Origin of the sequence: Sorangium sp. So ce1036 (assembly GCF_051369805.1) — a bacterium.
Classification (GTDB): domain Bacteria; phylum Myxococcota_A; class Polyangia; order Polyangiales; family Polyangiaceae; genus Sorangium; species Sorangium cellulosum_F.
In genome coordinates this window covers 9,800,285-9,816,910 of the sequence record NZ_JBBMOX010000001.1, presented here as the reverse complement: position 1 = coordinate 9,816,910, position 16,626 = coordinate 9,800,285, and the positions used below count along the sequence as shown (strand labels likewise).

General features: G+C 70.5%; 12 protein-coding genes. 11 read left to right on the top strand and 1 reads right to left on the bottom strand.

Annotated elements, in window-relative coordinates; all coding sequences use genetic code 11:
• The first annotated feature begins 84 nt into the window (after positions 1-84).
• The 7 genes from WMF31_RS36925 to yjfF all read left to right on the top strand — a co-directional run bounded on the left by WMF31_RS36925 (position 85) and on the right by yjfF (position 8,810).
• The gene (locus WMF31_RS36925; protein WP_436606444.1) at positions 85-1,815 is read left to right on the top strand and encodes a ribulokinase; all 1,731 of its coding nucleotides are present in this window, start codon (positions 85-87) and stop codon (positions 1,813-1,815) included.
• On the top strand, positions 1,799-3,304 hold the full coding sequence (gene araA / locus WMF31_RS36920; protein WP_436606443.1) for an L-arabinose isomerase: 1,506 nt from the start codon (positions 1,799-1,801) through the stop codon (positions 3,302-3,304). Before WMF31_RS36925 ends, araA begins: the two co-directional genes overlap by 17 nt.
• A gap of 9 nt (positions 3,305-3,313) precedes the next feature.
• Positions 3,314-4,012 carry an L-ribulose-5-phosphate 4-epimerase gene (locus WMF31_RS36915; RefSeq protein WP_436606442.1) on the top strand — a complete coding sequence of 233 codons (699 nt, stop codon included), beginning with the start codon at positions 3,314-3,316 and terminating at the stop codon, positions 4,010-4,012.
• A 169-nt stretch (positions 4,013-4,181) separates the two neighbouring features.
• On the top strand, positions 4,182-5,102 hold the full coding sequence (locus tag WMF31_RS36910; protein WP_436606639.1) for an ABC transporter substrate-binding protein: 921 nt from the start codon (positions 4,182-4,184) through the stop codon (positions 5,100-5,102).
• A 50-nt stretch (positions 5,103-5,152) separates the two neighbouring features.
• Complete coding sequence (locus WMF31_RS36905) at positions 5,153-6,676, top strand: sugar ABC transporter ATP-binding protein (RefSeq protein WP_436606441.1); 1,524 nt, start codon at positions 5,153-5,155, stop codon at positions 6,674-6,676.
• Entirely contained in the window at positions 6,673-7,731 is a 1,059-nt protein-coding gene (locus WMF31_RS36900; protein WP_436606440.1) for an ABC transporter permease, read from the top strand. The genes WMF31_RS36905 and WMF31_RS36900 overlap by 4 nt, the downstream gene beginning before the upstream one ends.
• Entirely contained in the window at positions 7,728-8,810 is a 1,083-nt protein-coding gene (gene yjfF / locus WMF31_RS36895) for a galactofuranose ABC transporter, permease protein YjfF (protein WP_436606439.1), read from the top strand. The genes WMF31_RS36900 and yjfF overlap by 4 nt, the downstream gene beginning before the upstream one ends.
• Positions 8,811-8,957: 147 nt before the next feature.
• Here the strand turns inward: yjfF and WMF31_RS36890 are convergent, their stop codons facing one another.
• Positions 8,958-9,866: a hypothetical protein gene (locus WMF31_RS36890; protein WP_436606438.1), complete on the bottom strand. Its 909-nt coding sequence runs from the start codon at positions 9,864-9,866 to the stop codon at positions 8,958-8,960.
• A 278-nt stretch (positions 9,867-10,144) separates the two neighbouring features.
• Between WMF31_RS36890 and WMF31_RS36885 the strand changes: the two genes are divergently transcribed.
• The 4 genes from WMF31_RS36885 to WMF31_RS36870 all read left to right on the top strand — a co-directional run bounded on the left by WMF31_RS36885 (position 10,145) and on the right by WMF31_RS36870 (position 16,613).
• Positions 10,145-12,103, top strand: a complete 1,959-nt coding sequence (locus WMF31_RS36885) for a type VI secretion system Vgr family protein (RefSeq protein ID WP_436606437.1) — start codon at positions 10,145-10,147, stop codon at positions 12,101-12,103.
• Positions 12,104-12,146: 43 nt separating this feature from the next.
• A complete protein-coding gene (locus tag WMF31_RS36880) occupies positions 12,147-13,400 on the top strand; it encodes a TIGR02270 family protein (RefSeq protein WP_436606436.1) in 1,254 nt (417 codons plus the stop codon).
• Between the two features lie 130 nt (positions 13,401-13,530).
• Positions 13,531-15,111 carry an ATP-binding protein gene (locus tag WMF31_RS36875; RefSeq protein WP_436606435.1) on the top strand — a complete coding sequence of 527 codons (1,581 nt, stop codon included), beginning with the start codon at positions 13,531-13,533 and terminating at the stop codon, positions 15,109-15,111.
• 590 nt (positions 15,112-15,701) lie between these two features.
• Positions 15,702-16,613 (top strand): hypothetical protein, encoded by a 912-nt coding sequence (locus tag WMF31_RS36870; protein ID WP_436606434.1) that lies wholly within the window; start codon positions 15,702-15,704, stop codon positions 16,611-16,613.
• Positions 16,614-16,626 lie beyond the last annotated feature (13 nt).

Sequence of the window (16,626 nt, the reverse complement as noted above, 5' to 3'; positions counted from 1 at the left end):
CGATTTGGAATTGACATTGGAATTGTGAACGTTCACATTATGTCCCCGGGTTGCCGCTCCGGCTTCGCCCTGGATCGGGTCGTCATGCGCGCTGGGACCTTCGTCATCGGGATTGACTTCGGCACCGACTCCGTTCGCTCGGTCGTCGCGGACGCGCGCGACGGCGAGATCGCAGGGGTCTCGGTCGCGCCTTACGCGCGCTGGGCGCAAGGCCTCTACTGCGACCCGCGCGCGAACCGGTTCCGCCAGCACCCGCTCGACTACCTGGAGGCCCTGGAGGCGTCGGTCCGCGCGGCGCTGCGCCAGGCGGGCGGCGACGTCGCCTCGCGCGTGCGCGGCATCGCGGTCGACACCACCGGCTCCACGCCGGTCCTGGCGGACGCGAAGGGCACGCCCCTCGCGCTCTGCGCCGGCTTCGAAGAGGACCCGGACGCGATGTTCATCCTCTGGAAGGACCACACCGCCGTGGCCGAGGCGGCCCGCATCAACCACGTCGCCCGGACCTGGGGCGGCGTCGACTACACCAAGTTCTCGGGCGGCGTCTATTCTGCCGAGTGGTTCTGGGCCAAGGCGCTCCACGTCATCGAGGCCAATCCGACGGTCGCGCGCGCGGCGGTCACCGTGCTGGAGCACTGCGACTGGATCCCCGCCGTCCTGACCGGCACCACCGACCTCGCGCGGATCAAGCGGAGCCGCTGCGCCGCGGGCCACAAGGCGATGTGGCACCCGGAGTTCGACGGCTACCCGTCGAACGAGTTCCTGGCGAGGCTCAACCCGCGGCTGCCCGCGCTCAGGGCCACGCTCGGCGCGCAGACCTTCACGGCGGACACGCCCTTCGGGACGATCTCGCCCGAGTGGGCGGCGAGGCTCGGCCTCCCCGACGACGTCGTGGTCGCCGTCGGCGCGTTCGACGCGCACATGGGCGCGGTCGGCGGCGACATCCGGCCGCACCAGCTGCTCAAGGTCATGGGCACGAGCACGTGCGACATGCTCGTCGTGCCGAAGACGGGCGCGCCGGAGATCCTGGTCGCCGGGATCTGCGGCCAGGTCGACGGCTCGATCCTGCCGGGCGCGATCGGCTACGAGGCGGGGCAATCCGCGTTCGGGGATGTGTTCGCGTGGTTCAAGCAGCTCCTCGGCTGGCCGCTCCGCGCGGTCCTGCCGACCCTCCCGTGCGCCGGCGAGTCGTCCCGGGAGGCCCTCGCCGACGCCGTCCGCCGCGCGGCGCTCGCCGACGCGCTCCTGGAGGAGATCATCCCCGCGCTGGAGAGGGAGGCCGCGGCGATCCCGCCGTCGCGGCGCCCCGTCCTCGCGCTCGACTGGCTGAACGGGCGGAGGACGCCGGACGCGGACCAGCGGCTCAGGGGCGCGATCGCGGGCCTCGACCTGGCCACCGACGCGCCGCGGATCTACCGCGCGCTCGTCGAGGCGGTCGCCTTCGGATCCCGCGCGATCGTCGAGCGCTTCCGGTCCCAGGGGATCCGCATCGACGGCGCCATCGGCATCGGCGGCGTCGCGCGCAAGAGCCCGTTGACCATGCAGGTCCTCGCCGACGTGCTCGACATGACGGTCGAGGTCCGCGCCGGGGAGCAGCCGGTCGCCCTGGGCGCGGCGATGTTCGCCGCGACGGCCGCCGGCCTGCACGCCACGGCCCTGGACGCGCAGCGCGCGATGGCTCCCGAGACCGAGGCTCGTTATCGGCCGGATCCGGCGCGCGCCCGGCTCTATGACGCGCTGTACCGGGATTACATCCAGCTCGGGTCCTTCGTGGAGAGGGAGCTGACGCAGCAGGGGTATCATGAAGAATCTACTTGAAGGCTTCGAGGTGTGGTTCCTGACGGGCAGTCAGGACCTCTACGGCGAGGAGGCGCTGCGGCAGGTCGCCGAGCATTCGCGGGAGATCGCCGCGTTCCTCGACGCGTCCGGCGAGCTCCCGGTCAAGGTGGTCTGGAAGCCGACGCTCAAGAGCCCCGACGCGATCCTCCGCGTCTGCCGCGAGGCGAACGAGGCGCCGCAGTGCGCCGGCGTCATCACGTGGATGCACACGTTCTCGCCCGCGAAGATGTGGATCGCGGGGCTCACGCGCCTGGAGAAGCCGATCGCTCACCTGCACACGCAGTACAACCGCGAGCTCCCCTGGGGCACCATCGACATGGATTTCATGAACCTGAACCAGTCGGCCCACGGGGACCGCGAGTTCGGGTACATCGGCGCTCGCCTGCGCATCGACCGGAAGGTCATCGTCGGCCACTGGAAGGACCGCGACGTCCTCGCCAGGCTCGACGTCTGGGCGCGCGCCGCCTGCGCGGCCGCCGACGCGCAGCGGCTCAAGATCGCCCGCTTCGGCGGCATGAACATGAGAGAGGTGGCCGTCACCGGCGGCGACCGCGTCGAGGCGCAGATCCGGCTCGGGTGGTCGGTGAACGGCTATGGCGTGGGCGATCTCGTCGGGCGCATCGCCGACGTCAGCGAGCGCGAGGTCGATCGCCTGGTGGCGGAGTACGGCGACGCGTACACCGTCGCTCCCGCCCTGAGGAAGGGCGGGGAGCGCCACGCCGACCTGCGCTATGCGGCGCGGCAAGAGGCGGCGCTGCGCGCCTTCCTCGAGGAGGGCGGCTTCGGCGGGTTCACCACGACGTTCGAGGATCTGCACGGGCTCAAGCAGCTCCCCGGCCTCGCGGTGCAGCGGCTCATGGCCGACGGCTACGGCTTCGGGGCCGAGGGCGACTGGAAGACGTGCGGCCTCGTCCGCGCGTTCAAGGTCATGGCGACCGGCCTGCGCGGGGGCGTCTCCTTCATCGAGGACTACACGTACCACCTCGTCGAGGGGAGGGAGCGGGTCCTCGGCGCCCACATGCTCGAGATCTGCCCGTCGATCGCCGCGGGGAGGCCGTCGCTGGAGGCTCACCCGCTCCCCATCGGCGGCAAGGCGGATCCGTGCCGGCTGGTCTTCGACGCCGGGACGGGGCCCGCCGTGAACGTGGCCATGATCGACCTGCGCGGCCGCATGCGGATGATCGCCAACGAGCTCGAGGTGGTGCCGCCCGACGAGGAGATGCCGAAGCTCCCGGTCGCGCGCGCGGTGTGGATCCCGAGGCCCGATTTCAAGCGCGCGTGCGAGGCCTGGATCCTGGCCGGCGGCGCCCATCACTGCGCCCACAGCCGCGCCGTGACCCTGGAGCACGTGGAGGACTTCGCCGAGATCGTCGGCGTGGAGCTGGTCCGCATCGGGGCAGGGACCGAGATCCGCGCGCTCAAGGACGAGCTCCGCTGGAACGACCTCGCCTACAGGCTGTCGCGCTGAGGGCCGGACATGAGCGCTGCGTATCGAGAGCTGCGAGAGCGCGCCCTCGTGGCGAACCTGGAGATCCCTCGCCGAGGGCTCGCCATCTACACGTTCGGGAACGTCTCCGCGTTCGATCGTGACAGGGGCGTCCTGGCCATCAAGCCGAGCGGCATCGCCTACGATCTGCTCTCGGTCGAGGACATGGTGGTGGTCGATCTGGAGGGGAACCTGGTGGAGGGCGACCTCCGCCCCTCCTCGGACACATGGACGCATATCGTCCTCTACAGGAGCTTTGGCGAGGTGGGCGGCATCGTCCACACGCACTCGACCTACGCGACCGGCTGGGCGCAGACGGGCGAGCCGATCCCGATCTACGGGACGACCCACGCCGATCACCTGGCCGAGGACGTGCCGTGCACCGAGGTGATGCGCCCGGACGCCGTGCAAGGCCACTACGAGATGGAGACCGGGAAGCAGATCCTCGAGTGCTTCAGGGACCGGAGCCCGCTCCACACGCCGATGGTGCTGGTGGCGGGCCACGGCGCGTTCGCGTGGGGAGAGGACGCCGAGAAGGCCGTGTACAACGCGGTGGTGCTCGAGGAGATCGCGAAGATGGCGTTCATCACGCGCGCGATCCACCCGGGCGCCGCGCGCCTGCCGGACGCGCTCGTGCGCAAGCACTTCGACCGGAAGCACGGGAAGGGCGCCTACTACGGCCAGCGGTGAGGCCGGCGCCGCGGAGCGAGGGCCGACATGGCGCCTCGGGTTGACGTCTTGATTTCGATCCGCGAACCTTGGTGGGCAAGGGGACGGGTTGACGAACATGAAAGGAGCTGCCCTCATGAAGAGGAGCCGTGGTAGCGCCGCAGCGATGGTGGTCCTGGTCGGCCTCGTGATGATCCTGGCCGCGCTTGGCTGCCAGTCGGACAAGAAGAAGGGGATCACGCTCGGCTTCTCTCAGATCGGCGCGGAGAGCGAGTGGCGGACCGCGAACACCAAATCGATCGAGGAGGCCGCGAAGGCCGCCGGCATCGAGCTCAAGTTCTCGGACGCGCAGCAGAAGCAGGAGAATCAGATCAAGGCGATCCGGTCGTTCATCGCCCAGAAGGTCGACGTCATCGCCTTCTCGCCCGTGGTCGAGACGGGCTGGGAGCCCGTGCTGCGCGAGGCCAAGGCGGCCAAGATCCCCGTCATCCTGACCGACCGGGCCGTGGACACCCAGGACGACAGCCTCTGGGTCACCCTCATCGGATCGGACTTCGTCGAGGAGGGGCGCCGCGCGGGGCGCTGGCTCGTCGAGAAGATGAAGGGCCACGAGGGCCCCGTCAACATCGTCGAGCTGCAGGGCACCGTCGGCTCGGCCCCGGCGATCGACCGCAAGAAGGGCTTCGAGGAGATCATCAAGGACAAGCCCAATTTCAAGATCATCCGGTCGCAGACGGGCGACTTCACGCGCGCCAAGGGCAAGGAGGTGATGGAGGCGTTCCTCAAGGCGGAGGGCAAGAACATCAACGTCCTTTATGCGCACAACGACGACATGGCGATCGGCGCGATCCAGGCCATCGAGGAGGCCGGCCTCCAGCCTGCCAAGGACATCGTCATCGTCTCGATCGACGCGGTGAAGGGCGCGTTCGAGGCGATGATGGCGGGCAAGCTCAACGTGACGGTCGAGTGCAGCCCGCTCCTCGGGCCGCAGCTCATGACCGCGGTCAAGGACCTGATGGCGGGCAAGGCGCTGCCCAAGCGCATCGTGACCGAGGAGGGCGTCTTCCCGATGGAGACCGCCGCCCAGGAGCTGCCGAAGCGCAAGTACTGATCGCGCGCGGCGGGGAGATCCGCGCGGAGGGCGCGGGGAGGACACGACCGATGGAGAGCTTTGCCGTGCCCGTGCTCGAGATGAAGCAGGTCTCCAAGCAGTTCCCCGGCGTGCGGGCGCTCTCGTCGGTCGACTTCCGCCTGCTGCCGGGCGAGGTGCACGCGCTCATGGGGCAGAACGGCGCGGGCAAGTCGACGCTGGTGAAGGTCCTCGCCGGCGCCCACCCCCCGGACGGCGGGCGCATCCTGCTCGACGGCCGGGAGATCCGGCCGGCGAGCCCGCTGGAGGCGCAGCGGCTGGGCATCAGCGCCGTCTTCCAGGAGGTGAACCTCTGCACCAACCTGTCGGTCGCGGAGAACCTCTTCCTCGGACACGGAGGCTCGAGCGCCGTCGCCCTCCGGTGGCGGGAGATGCGCCGGAGGGCCGCTGCCCTGCTCTCGGACCTCAACATCCATATCGACGTCACCGCGCCGCTCTCGACCTTCTCGCTGGCCGTCCAGCAGATGGTCGCGATCGCCCGCTCGCTGAGCGCCAGGGCCAGGATCCTCATCCTGGACGAGCCGACGTCGAGCCTGGCCGAGGACGAGGTCAAGATGCTCTTCTCGGTCATCCGGCGCCTCCGGGGGCAGGGGATGGCGATCCTGTTCATCACGCACTTCCTCGACCAGCTCTTCGAGATCTGCGATCGGGTCACGGTGCTGAGGAACGGCCAGCGGGTCGGCGAGCACCTGGTCGCCGAGCTGTCGCGCATGCAGCTCGTCACGGAGATGGTCGGGCGCGAGGTCGCGGAGGACGGCCCGACCCGGGCCGAGCGCGGCCAAACGGCGAGCCCGGCGGGCGGGGACGCGCCGCTGCTGCGGGCCCGCGGCCTCGGAAAGAAGGGCTCGGTCCAGGGCGTCGATCTCGACGTGAGGCCGGGTGAAGCGCTCGGCCTCGCGGGCCTCCTGGGCGCGGGGAAGACGGAGACGGCGCGGCTCCTGTTCGGGATCGACGGGGCGGATCACGGCGTGATCGAGATCGACGGCGAGCCGGCGCACCTCGGCTCTCCGCTCGAGGCGATCGCGCGCGGCCTCGGCTTCTGCTCCGAGGACCGGAAAACCGAGGGCATCCTCGGCGACCTCTCGCTGCGCGAGAACATCGTCCTCGCCCTCCAGGCCAAGCGCGGCGTGTTCCGCAACCTGCCCCGGGCGCGGCAGGACGAGATCGCCCGCGGGTACATCCAGCGGCTCGGCATCGTGGCGGCCGACGCGGAGGTGCCCATCTCCAAGCTGAGCGGCGGGAACCAGCAGAAGGCGCTCCTGGCCCGCTGGCTGGCGACCGACCCGCGCATGCTCATCCTCGACGAGCCGACGCGCGGCATCGACGTTGCGGCCAAGGCCGAGATCATGGGCCAGGTCATGGAGCTCTGCGACCGGGGCATGGCGGTGGTGCTCGTCTCGTCCGAGATGGCCGAGGCGCTGCGCTACTCGGATCGGATCGTCGTGATGCGCGACCGGCGCAAGGCGGCGGAGCTCGCCGCGTCCGAGGCCGACGAGCGGGCGGTGTACCAGGTCATCGCGGGAGGCCAGGCGTGAGCGACGCGGCCGCCTCCCTGCGCCGGCTCGCCGGGAAGAGCCTGTTCTGGCCGGTGGCGATGCTCGGCCTCCTCCTCCTGGTCAACCTCGTCACCAATCCGGGCTTCTTCGCGATCACGATCCGGGACGGCCACCTGTACGGCAGCGTCATCGATATCCTGAACCGCGCGTCGCCGCTCATGATCGTCGCCATGGGGCTCACCCTGGTGATCGCCACCCACGGCATCGACATCTCCGTCGGCGCGGTCGTGGCCATCTCGGGCGCGGTCGCGGCGGCGTTGATCGGCGGCGCGCTCTCGACGGGCGGCGGGGCCGGGATGGAGGACGCGACCCGGTTCCCGCTGCCGGTGGTCCTCTGCGGCGCGCTGGGCGTGGCGCTCGTGTTCGGCATGTGGAACGGGGCGCTGGTGGCGCTCGTCGGCATGCAGCCGATCATCGCGACCCTGATCCTGCTCGTCATGGGCCGGGGGGTCGCCCAGCTCATCACGGATGGGCAGATCATCACGATCTATTACCGCCCGTATCATGTCATCGGGAACGGCTTCCTCCTGGGCATCCCGGTCTCGCTGTTCATCGTGGCGGGGGTGGGCGCGGCCCTGTGGTGGCTGACCCGCAGGACCGCGCTCGGCATGTTCGTGGAGGCGATCGGCATCAACCCGGTCGCCTCGCGGCTGGCCGGGATCCGCGCGCGTTCGATCACGTTCGCCTGCTATGCCGCGTGCGGGCTGTGCGCCGGCATCGCCGGGCTCATCGTGAGCTCGAACGTCAAGAGCGCCGACGGCAACAACGCGGGCTTGCTCCTCGAGCTGGACGCCATCCTGGCCGTGGTCCTGGGCGGGACGTCGCTGTCCGGGGGCAAGTTCACGCTGGCGGGGAGCGTCCTCGGCGCCCTCATCATCCAGACGCTCACCACCACGATCTACGCCGTCGGCGTGCCGCCCGAGGTCAACCTGGTGTTGAAGGCCATCGTCGTCTTCCTGGTCAGCATCCTGCAATCGAAGAAGATCAGGGATCTCATCGAGAGACAGCGCGCGCGGAGGGTGGCCGTATCATGAGCGACACCGCCGCCGCCACGACCGGGGCCGCCGCCACCGGCGCTGCCGCCACAACCGGGGCCGCCGCCACGACCGGCGCCGCCGCCACCGGCGCTGCCGTCAGGACCGGACGAGCCCTCCGGCTCGACCCGAGGCACCTGCCGCTCGCCGTCACCGTCGGCCTGTTCGTCCTCATGTTCGGGGCCGGGTCGCTCCTGTTCGACGGGTTCTTCTCGCTGCAGGTGTTCCTCAACTTCTTCATCGACAACGCGTTCCTGGCGATCACCGCCATCGGGATGACGTTCGTCATCCTCTCCGGCGGGATCGACCTCTCGGTCGGCTCGGTCATCGCGCTGACCACGATGGTCTCGGCGTCGCTCGTCGAGCGGCACGGCGTCAGCCCGGCCGCGGTCATCCCGCTCGTCCTGGCCATGGGCGCGGGCTTCGGCCTCGTGATGGGCGTGATCATCCAGTACTTCGAGGTGCAGCCGTTCATCGTCACGCTGGCGGGCATGTTCCTGGCCCGCGGGCTCTGCTACCTCATCAGCATCGACTCCATCACCATCAAGAACGACTTCTACGTCGATGTCTCGTCGCACCGGATCCCGTTTCTGCTGGACACCTCCATCACCTGGAACGTGATCATCGCGCTCTCGCTGTTCGCGGCGGCCCTTTACCTGGAGCGCTACACGCTCTTTGGCCGCACGGTCTATGCGATCGGCGGCAGCGAGCACTCCGCCCTGCTCATGGGCCTTCCGGTGCCGAGGACCAAGGTGCTCGTCTACACGCTGAGCGGGTTCTGCTCGGCGCTGGCAGGGGTCGCCTTCACGTTCTACATGGTGTCCGGCTACGCGCTGCACGCCGGCGGCATGGAGATGGACGCCATCGCCGCGGTCGTCGTCGGCGGCACGCTGCTGACCGGCGGCTTCGGCACGGTCGTGGGCACCCTGTTCGGCGTGCTCATCTACGGCACCATCCAGACCCTCATCATGTTCGAGGGCACCCTCAGCTCGTGGTGGACGAAGATCGTCATCGGGCTGCTCCTCCTGGTCTCCTGCCTGCTCCAGCGGCTCTTCGCGCGGCGCGCCCGGCCGGCGTGACCGGGGCGTGGGAGCGGCGCTCGCGCTGGTCCGCCTGGATCTGACCACCGCGGGCGGGTGGGTGTACGAGCGCGAGGTGCTCTGGGCTGAAGCGGAGGGAGGTGACCCGCTGCGCTGAGCTGAGCTGCGGCGCCGGGGGCGGCGGGTCTATTTGCAACAGCGCTCGGGCCGCGTTCCTCCTCGCCCGCAGCGCTGGCACCACCATACCGTCACGCTCCGTGGCGCGGATGCCTTGGGGGCTCTCGACCGCACCGAGGCTCCCGCGGCTCTCTCCGCCTCTCGCGGCGGCGCCTTCTCCTCGACGGGCTTGCGGGCCGCCGAGAGCTCTGTCCGCAGCGCCCGCACCTCCAGCGCGAACGAATCCCGCTCGGCGCGCGCCAGCCGAGCCGCTTCCAGCGCCTCCTGCCGCTCCTCGTCCGCGGCATCCCGCGCACGCTGCAGCGCGGCGCGCTCCGCGTCCCGCGCCAGCCGGGTCGCCTCGACCTCGCGCTGCGCCGTGTCCCGCGCCAGCCGAGCTGCTTCGGCCTCGCGCTGCGCTTCCCCGACTCCGCGCTGCGCGGCGTCCCGCGCGAGCCGAGCCGACTCGGCCTCGCGCCGAGCTGCTTCGGCCTCGCGCTGCGCCGCGTCCCGCGCGAGCCGAGCCGCCTCGGCCTCGCGCCGAGCTGCTTCGGCCTCGCGCTGCGCCGCGTCCTGCGCGAGCCGAGCCGCCTCGGCCTCGCGCTGCGCTTCCCCTGCTTCGCGCTGCGCCGCGTCCCGCGCGAGCCGAGCCGCCTCGGCCTCGCGCTGCGCCGCGCCCTCCGCCTGCCGCGCTTCCCCTGCCTCGCGCTGCGCCGCGTCCTGCGCCTGCCGGGCGGCCTCCGCGCCGCGGCGCATCGCCTCGGCCTCGCGCTCCCGCGCCGCCTCGGCACGGGCCGCATCTCCCGCGGCGAGCGCGCGCCGCGCGCCCTCGAGCTCCCTCCGTAGCTGCCGTCGCCCCCGCTCGGCGACGAGCGCCACCGCCGCCAGCGCCGCCGCAAGCAGCGCCATCAGCGCGAGGAGCGCCGGTCCCGTCACCATCCGTCCACCAGAGAGCGCCCACGCTCGATGGCCTCAGCGGCCTCCGGGGGGGTCGTGGGGAAGGGGACAGCGTCGTGGGGGAGCTCGTCGGAAGGGATCACCGCGCACCCGCGAGAGCGAACAGGAGCAGCGCCGCCTCTCGACGGCGGCGATGCCCTTGTCGCACACCGCTCGCTGCACGCCAACCGGCCGCCGCCGACGCCGCCGCATTGCGGGGCCGCCGAACCCCTGTGGTAGTCTCGACGCGGCCGCCGGCCCTGAACGAAAGAGGATGCGCGATGCCCTACGCCCAGGCGAAGACGATCCTCGCCCTCCACAGCCCCCTCGGCCCCGACGCGCTCGCCCTCGTCAGGATCCACGGCGAGGAGCGGCTGTCCGGCCTGTTCCGGTTCGAGCTCGACCTCCTGTCCGAGGAGCGGGCCATCGACTTCTCTTCCATCGTCGGTCAGGGCGTCACCGCGGTCATCCGCCTGTCCAGCGGCGGCGCGCGCATGATCCACGGCGTCGTCACGCGCTTCCGCCAGGCCGGCCGGGTCCACGTGGACGGCGCCAAGCCGAGGACCGCCTATCGTGCCGAGATCCACCCCTGGCTCTGGTTTCTGACCAGGACGACCGACTCTCGCATCTTCCAGGACCGCTCGGTGCCCGACATCGTGAAGCAGATCTTCGACGATCTCGGCTTCTCCGACTACCGGGACGAGCTGACCGGCACGTACGCTCCGCGCGAGGTGTGCGTGCAATACCAGGAGACCGCGTTCCAGTTCGTCTCGCGGCTGCTGGAAGAGGAAGGCATCTATTACTACTTCCAGCACGAGGACGGAAAGCACACGCTGGTCCTCGGCGACGACAGCGCGGGGAACCCGCGCTGCCCCGAGCTCGGCGACGTGCGTCACGTGGGCGCGGCCGAGAGCTCGACCCGCGACGAGGACGCGATGACCGACTGCGAGCTCATCGAGGAGGTCGTGGCGGGGTCGTACGCGGCGACGGACTACAATTACAGGTCGCCCAGCACGTCGCTGCTCAGCCAGGCCAGCGGCGACAGGTCGAAGCTCGCGCTGTTCGAGTATCCCGGCGGCTACGCCGACAAGGGCGCCGGCGACGCGATCGCCACGCGCCGCATCGAGGCGGAGGAGGCCGTGGCGCGGCGGCTCGTGGGCAGCTCGTTTTGCCGCGCGTTCACCGCCGGCCACGCGTTCCAGCTCGTCCAGCACGAGCGCGGCGACGTGAACGGCGCGTACCTGCTGCTCGCCGTCACGCACTCGGCCGACAACGACGAGTACCGGAACTCCTTCGAGGCGATGCCCAGGGAGATCCCGTTTCGCCCCGCGCGCGTGACGCCGAGGCCGGTCATCGCGGGCGCCCAGACGGCCGTCGTCGTCGGCAAGAGCGGCGAGGAGATCTGGACCGACGAGCTCGGCCGCATCAAGGTGCAGTTTCACTGGGATCGATACGGCAAGCGCGACGAGAACAGCTCCTGCTGGATCCGCGTGGCCCAGTCCTGGGCCGGGAAGGGGTGGGGGAGCTGGTTCTTGCCGCGCATCGGCCAGGAGGTCGTGGTCAGCTTCCTCGGCGGCGATCCCGACCGGCCGCTCTGCACCGGGTCGGTGTACAACGCGGAGCAGACGGTCCCCTACGCGCTGCCCGGCGAGCAGACGAAGAGCACCCTCCTGTCGCGCTCGTCGAAGGACGGCAGCGCGGGCAACGAGCTCCGCTTCGAGGACCGGAAGGGCAGCGAGGAGCTCTACATGCACGCCCAGAAGGACATGGTCGTCGAGGTGGAGAACGACGCCACGATCGGTATCAAGCACGACCAGTCGATCACGATCGATCACGATCAGACGCTCTCCGTGGGCGGAGATCAGACGATCAGCGTCGCCAAGAGCCGCGTGGTGACGGTCGAGAAAGGGGACGAGCTGCTCACGGTGTCCAAGGGCAACCGCGCGATCGACGTGTCCAAGGGCAACGAGGCGCACGCGGTGAAGGGGACGCGCGAGCTCTCGGTCGAGGGGGACGAGACCCACGCGAACAAGGGCAATTTCACCCAGGAGGTCAAGGGCAATTACGTGCTCCGGGTGAAGGGGAACCTGGTCATCGAGGCCAAGACGGTGACCCTCAAGAGCGAGCAGGCGATGAACCTCAAGGCGGGGAAGGCGCTGAAGGGCGAGTCCGGCGCGGATCTCATGCTGAAGGCCGGGGGGAAGGCCGCGATCAAGGGCAGCGAGGTGAAGAACAACTGACGTCCGCCCGGGCGTGGGCGAGCGCGTCGCGAAAGGAGCGCCCGTGTCGATCACCGAGGACGAGGTCTTCGCGCAGGCCGTGGACAACGCCGGCTTCCTCTGGTGCCAGCGGGACAGCGCGGTGCGTGATCCGCGGTATGATCTGAAGGATCTGGCCGAGCTGGACGGCCGGCTCGCGGCGCAGCTCGATCTGCTCGGGCGGGGCGGCGAGGCGGCGTGGGGCGGGTGCGCGGCCGCGGCGGAGGAAGGGGGGGCGGGCGAGGTGTTCGCGGCGCTGTCGCTCGCGCTCGCGCGGCGGGATCAGGGGGCGATCGCGGCGCTGATCGCGCGAGGGATCGAGGCGCCGGGGATCGCGCGCGGCGTGGTGTCCGCGCTCGGGTGGGCGGCGCCGGGGCTCGTGAAGGATGTGCTGCCGGCGCTGCTCGGCGCGAGCGTGGAGGAGCAGCCGGCGCTCCGGGCGATCGGCATCGCCGCGAGCGCGGTGATGCGGCGGGATCCGGGGCCGGCGCTCCGGGAGGCGCTGTCCGCGGAGGACGCGCGGCTGCGGGCGCGGGCGCTCAAGGCGCTCGGGGAGCTCGGGTTCGTGGAGGGGCTCGACGATGCGCGGCGGGCGCTCGGCGCGGAGGACGCGGCGGTGCGGTTCTGGGCGGCGTGGTCGGCGGCGCTGCTCGAGGACGGGCGGGGCGTGGATGTGCTGCTCGAGATCGCGGCCGGCGGGGGCGCGTTCGCGGAGCGGGCCGCGGGCGTGGCGCTGCGGCGGCTCGCCCCGCCCGCGGGGGCGCGATGGCTCCGGGGGCTCGGGGGGGCGCCGGGGATGGAGAGAGTGCGGGTGGCGATCGCGGGGGTGGGGGCGCTCGGGGATCCGGCGCACGTGCCGTGGCTCATCGAGCGGATGAGCGCGCCCAGGCTGGCCCGGCGGGCGGGCGGGGCGCTGACGTTGATCACCGGGGTGGATCTCGTGCGGGAGGAGCTCGAGGGGCCCGCGCTGGAGGAGACCGGGCCGAGCGACGATCCGGAGGACGAGGACGTGGGGCCCGACCCGGACGACGGGCTGCCGTGGCCCGACGCGGCGGCCGTGGGGCGGTGGTGGGCGCGGCGGCGGGGGGATTTCGTGGCGGGCAGGAGGCACCTCGGGGGGAGGGCGATCGAGGTGGCGTGGCTGCATGAGGTGCTGCGGCGCGGGCGCCAGCCGGCGCGGGAGGCGGCGGCGATCGAGCGGTGCTTCCTGCGGCCGCGGCTGGGGGTGTTCGAGGTGCGCGCGCGGGGGGATGCGCAGCGGGCGGAGCTCGGGGGGTAGAGCTTGGCGCGCGGAGATAGAGCTCGGCGAGCAGGGGAGGAGAGCGCCAGGCCGGCCGCGCGCGGCGCGCTCGTGGCTCGCGTGCGGCCGGGCCTTGCGGCCGGGCGTGGGCGGGACGCAAGCTCAGGGCATGGCGCGCCGCTTCAACACGGCCGGGCCCTGCCGCCCGGACTGGCACTACATGATCCCGGCGGAACGGCGTTTGCCCGAGGCGCCCGGGCTCGTGGAGCAGATGGGGTACTTCGTGGTGCACGCGCCGCGACAGACGGGCAAGACCACGGCGCTGCGGGCGCTGGCGCGGCGGCTGACGGCGTCGGGGCGCTTCGCGGCGCTGCTCTTCTCGTGTGAGGAAGGAGAGGCGGCCGGAGATGATTACGGCTCGGCGCAGCGGGCGATCGTGCGGCAGATCGACTGGCGGGCAGAGATCGAGCTGCCGTCGGAGCTGAGGCCGCCGTCCGTCCCCGAGGAGGGAGACGAAGGGCTCCTGGGTCTCAAGCTGGCCGCGTGGGCGCGCGCGTGCCCGCGGCCGCTGGCGCTGTTCTTCGACGAGATCGACGCGCTCCGAGGCCAGAGCCTGATCAGCGTGCTGCGCCAGCTCCGGGCCGGGTTCGCCGAGCGACCTGCCGATTTCCCCGCCTCGGTGGCGCTGTGCGGCCTGCGCGACGTGCGCGAGTACAAGGCCGCGAGCGGGGGGGATCCGGGCCGGCTCGGCACGGCGAGCCCGTTCAACATCAAGATCGAGTCGCTCCGGATCGGCGATTTCGATCGCGACGAGGTGCGCGACCTGTACGGCCAGCACACCGCCGAGACCGGCCAGGTGTTCACCGAGGAGGCCATCGAGCGCGCCTTCGCGCTGACGGCCGGCCAGCCGTGGCTGGTCAACGCGCTCGCCCGGGAGATCGTGGAGAAGCTCGCCGTCCCGCCGGACGAGCCGATCACCGTGGCTCACGTCGAGGAGGCGAAGGAGCGGCTCATCCTCGCGCGCGCGACGCACCTCGACTCGCTCGTCGCGCGCCTGCACGAGCCGCGCATCCGGCGCGTGCTCGAGCCGCTCCTCGCGGGCGCGCTCCCGGCCGGCGGAGACGCGTACCAGGACGAGCTGCGGTACGCGCGGGATCTCGGGTTGCTCGCGCCGGACAACCCTGCGCGCGTCGCGAACCCCATCTACCGCGAGGTGATCGCGCGGGTGCTCGCCGGCGACGTCGAGCCGGTGGTGCTGGCGGAGCCGAAGCGCTTCGTGCTGCCGGACGGCCGACTCGACGTGGCGCGGCTGCTCCAGGAGTTCGCCGCGTTTTGGCGGGAGCACGGCGAGGCGCTCGCGGGGAGCCTGGGATACCACGAGGTCGCGCCGCAGATCGTGCTGATGGCCTTCCTGCAGCGGGTGGTGAACGGGGGCGGGATGATCGACCGCGAATACGGCCTTGGCCGGGGGCGGATCGACCTGCTCGTGCGCTGGCCGTACCGCGACGCCGAGGGGCGGCGGACGGTGCAGCGGGCTGCGCTGGAGCTGAAGGTGTGGCGCGAGGGGGAGAAGAGCCCGCTGCCGAAGGGGCTGGCGCAGCTCGACGGGTACCTCGCGCAGCTCGGGCTCGACGAGGGGGTGCTCGTGCTCTTCGATCGGCGCAAGGAGGCGGGGGATGCGGAGGCGCGCACGCGGTTCGAGGAGGCGAGGACGGTGGCGGGGAGGCGGGTGACGCTGCTCTGGGCGTGAGGGGCCAATAGCCGAGCCGCGCGGAGGATTGCCATCGCGGTCGTCAGGGCAGTCGCGGTAGGGAGGGCCCTGTGTCGACATACTGGCGACTCGGGCCGTCCCTGCGCAGATCCCAGCGAGCGCTGCTACTGGATGGGTGTCAGAGAAGTCACGCGGCCCGCCTCGAGCAGTTGGTCCAGTCGCCGCCGGTACGCTGCACAGACCTTCTGATGGCTTCTACGAGCGCGATGACCATGGAGCACGCCCAAACCTCGCTGAGCGCTGTGTTTCGTGCAGGAGCGCTGTGTCCGGCTGAGCCGGGCCCTGAGGTGTTCGTGATGCGGCCGTGATCATGCACGAGACCGACCGACCCGAAAACCTGAGGTTGCAGGACGGGGCCGGTTGCCTCGCCGAAGTGCGACTGTAGTACTTGAAATGGCTCTGAGCAGCCGATGCCCGGCCACCCCGCCTTGATCTTTCTACAGAAATATCACAGAATCCTGGATTCTGTCCGCAGGTGTGAGATGATGTGTTTCCGAACCATGCCTCGTCAAAAGCCGCGCATGCCGCGGTGAACCGGAGCGAGTGTCGCTTCACTGGAGATGGTCTCGATGACGCAGCGGTTGCTCAAGCAGATCTTGCAGAAAGGCAGTAACAAAATCACGAGCATCAAGGACGGCGCCTTGTACTGCAAGGTGCTCGACGCCTTCCGCGACATCTCGAAGAAGCAGGGGGTACCGGTCAAGTTTCTGCCGCCCAAGACGCCGATCGTCCGGTGGACGGAGCCTCATTTCGCCCTCACGCGGAGCCAGATCGTCCAGCTCTCGAAGCACAATAAGTTTTCCGACAGCAATCGATGGAGTGGTGTTTTTCCTCACGACGACACGGACGGCGTCGCGGGGTCGTACTGGGGCGAGACCCAGGCGGTGAGCGCCGAAAGAATCCATTACGCCATTTGGAAGAAAGCTGCGGAGATCAAGGGGTATGGTACGCTCCCGGTGCTCACGAAGAACGGTCACATCGTACTCGAGCCCGTCGCATTCCAGCAGGGGATCGTCTTGCTCTGCGAGATCAACCGTCCGGTCAAGATGGTCGATACCAAATCCTTGATCGAGCGCCTTAGCGACTATCCGACGCTAAAGAGCCTCGGCGTCAAGGGGCTTGAAAGCGCCGTGCTCCACCGGGATGACCACTCCGGTGCGCGCGCCATCTCCGTCGGGATCATGCTCGCAAACCGGGACCTGTGGAGCAAACAGGACCGCATCGAGGAACTGTACCAAGGGCTCGTCGTCAGAAGCGCCCGGATCCAGCCCGGTGAGCAGGGTAACAATGTCGTTTTCCTCGAACTTCCGGGGATCGAGACGATGCTACCACTCGAACCGAAAGCCCTGATCTCGGTCCGCAACACCGACACGGATGGGAAGGTACATTCCCGTTACGTGCCGCTCGATGCCACGGGGGATAATCAGCAGGAGATCGTGGAGCGAGTTGTCAAGGATCAGGAGGCATTTTGGACAGGGTAAGGAGGCCTGACGA

Coding starts and splice junctions, on each gene's coding strand:
- WMF31_RS36905 (WP_436606441.1), top strand. CDS start 5,153: ATGGAGAGCTTTGCCGTGCCCGTGCTCGAGATGAAGCAGGTCTCCAAG.
- WMF31_RS36910 (WP_436606639.1), top strand. CDS start 4,182: ATGATCCTGGCCGCGCTTGGCTGCCAGTCGGACAAGAAGAAGGGGATC.
- araA (WP_436606443.1), top strand. CDS start 1,799: ATGAAGAATCTACTTGAAGGCTTCGAGGTGTGGTTCCTGACGGGCAGT.
- WMF31_RS36875 (WP_436606435.1), top strand. CDS start 13,531: ATGGCGCGCCGCTTCAACACGGCCGGGCCCTGCCGCCCGGACTGGCAC.
- WMF31_RS36870 (WP_436606434.1), top strand. CDS start 15,702: ATGACGCAGCGGTTGCTCAAGCAGATCTTGCAGAAAGGCAGTAACAAA.
- WMF31_RS36885 (WP_436606437.1), top strand. CDS start 10,145: ATGCCCTACGCCCAGGCGAAGACGATCCTCGCCCTCCACAGCCCCCTC.
- WMF31_RS36925 (WP_436606444.1), top strand. CDS start 85: ATGCGCGCTGGGACCTTCGTCATCGGGATTGACTTCGGCACCGACTCC.
- WMF31_RS36890 (WP_436606438.1), bottom strand. CDS start 9,866: ATGGTGACGGGACCGGCGCTCCTCGCGCTGATGGCGCTGCTTGCGGCG.
- yjfF (WP_436606439.1), top strand. CDS start 7,728: ATGAGCGACACCGCCGCCGCCACGACCGGGGCCGCCGCCACCGGCGCT.
- WMF31_RS36915 (WP_436606442.1), top strand. CDS start 3,314: ATGAGCGCTGCGTATCGAGAGCTGCGAGAGCGCGCCCTCGTGGCGAAC.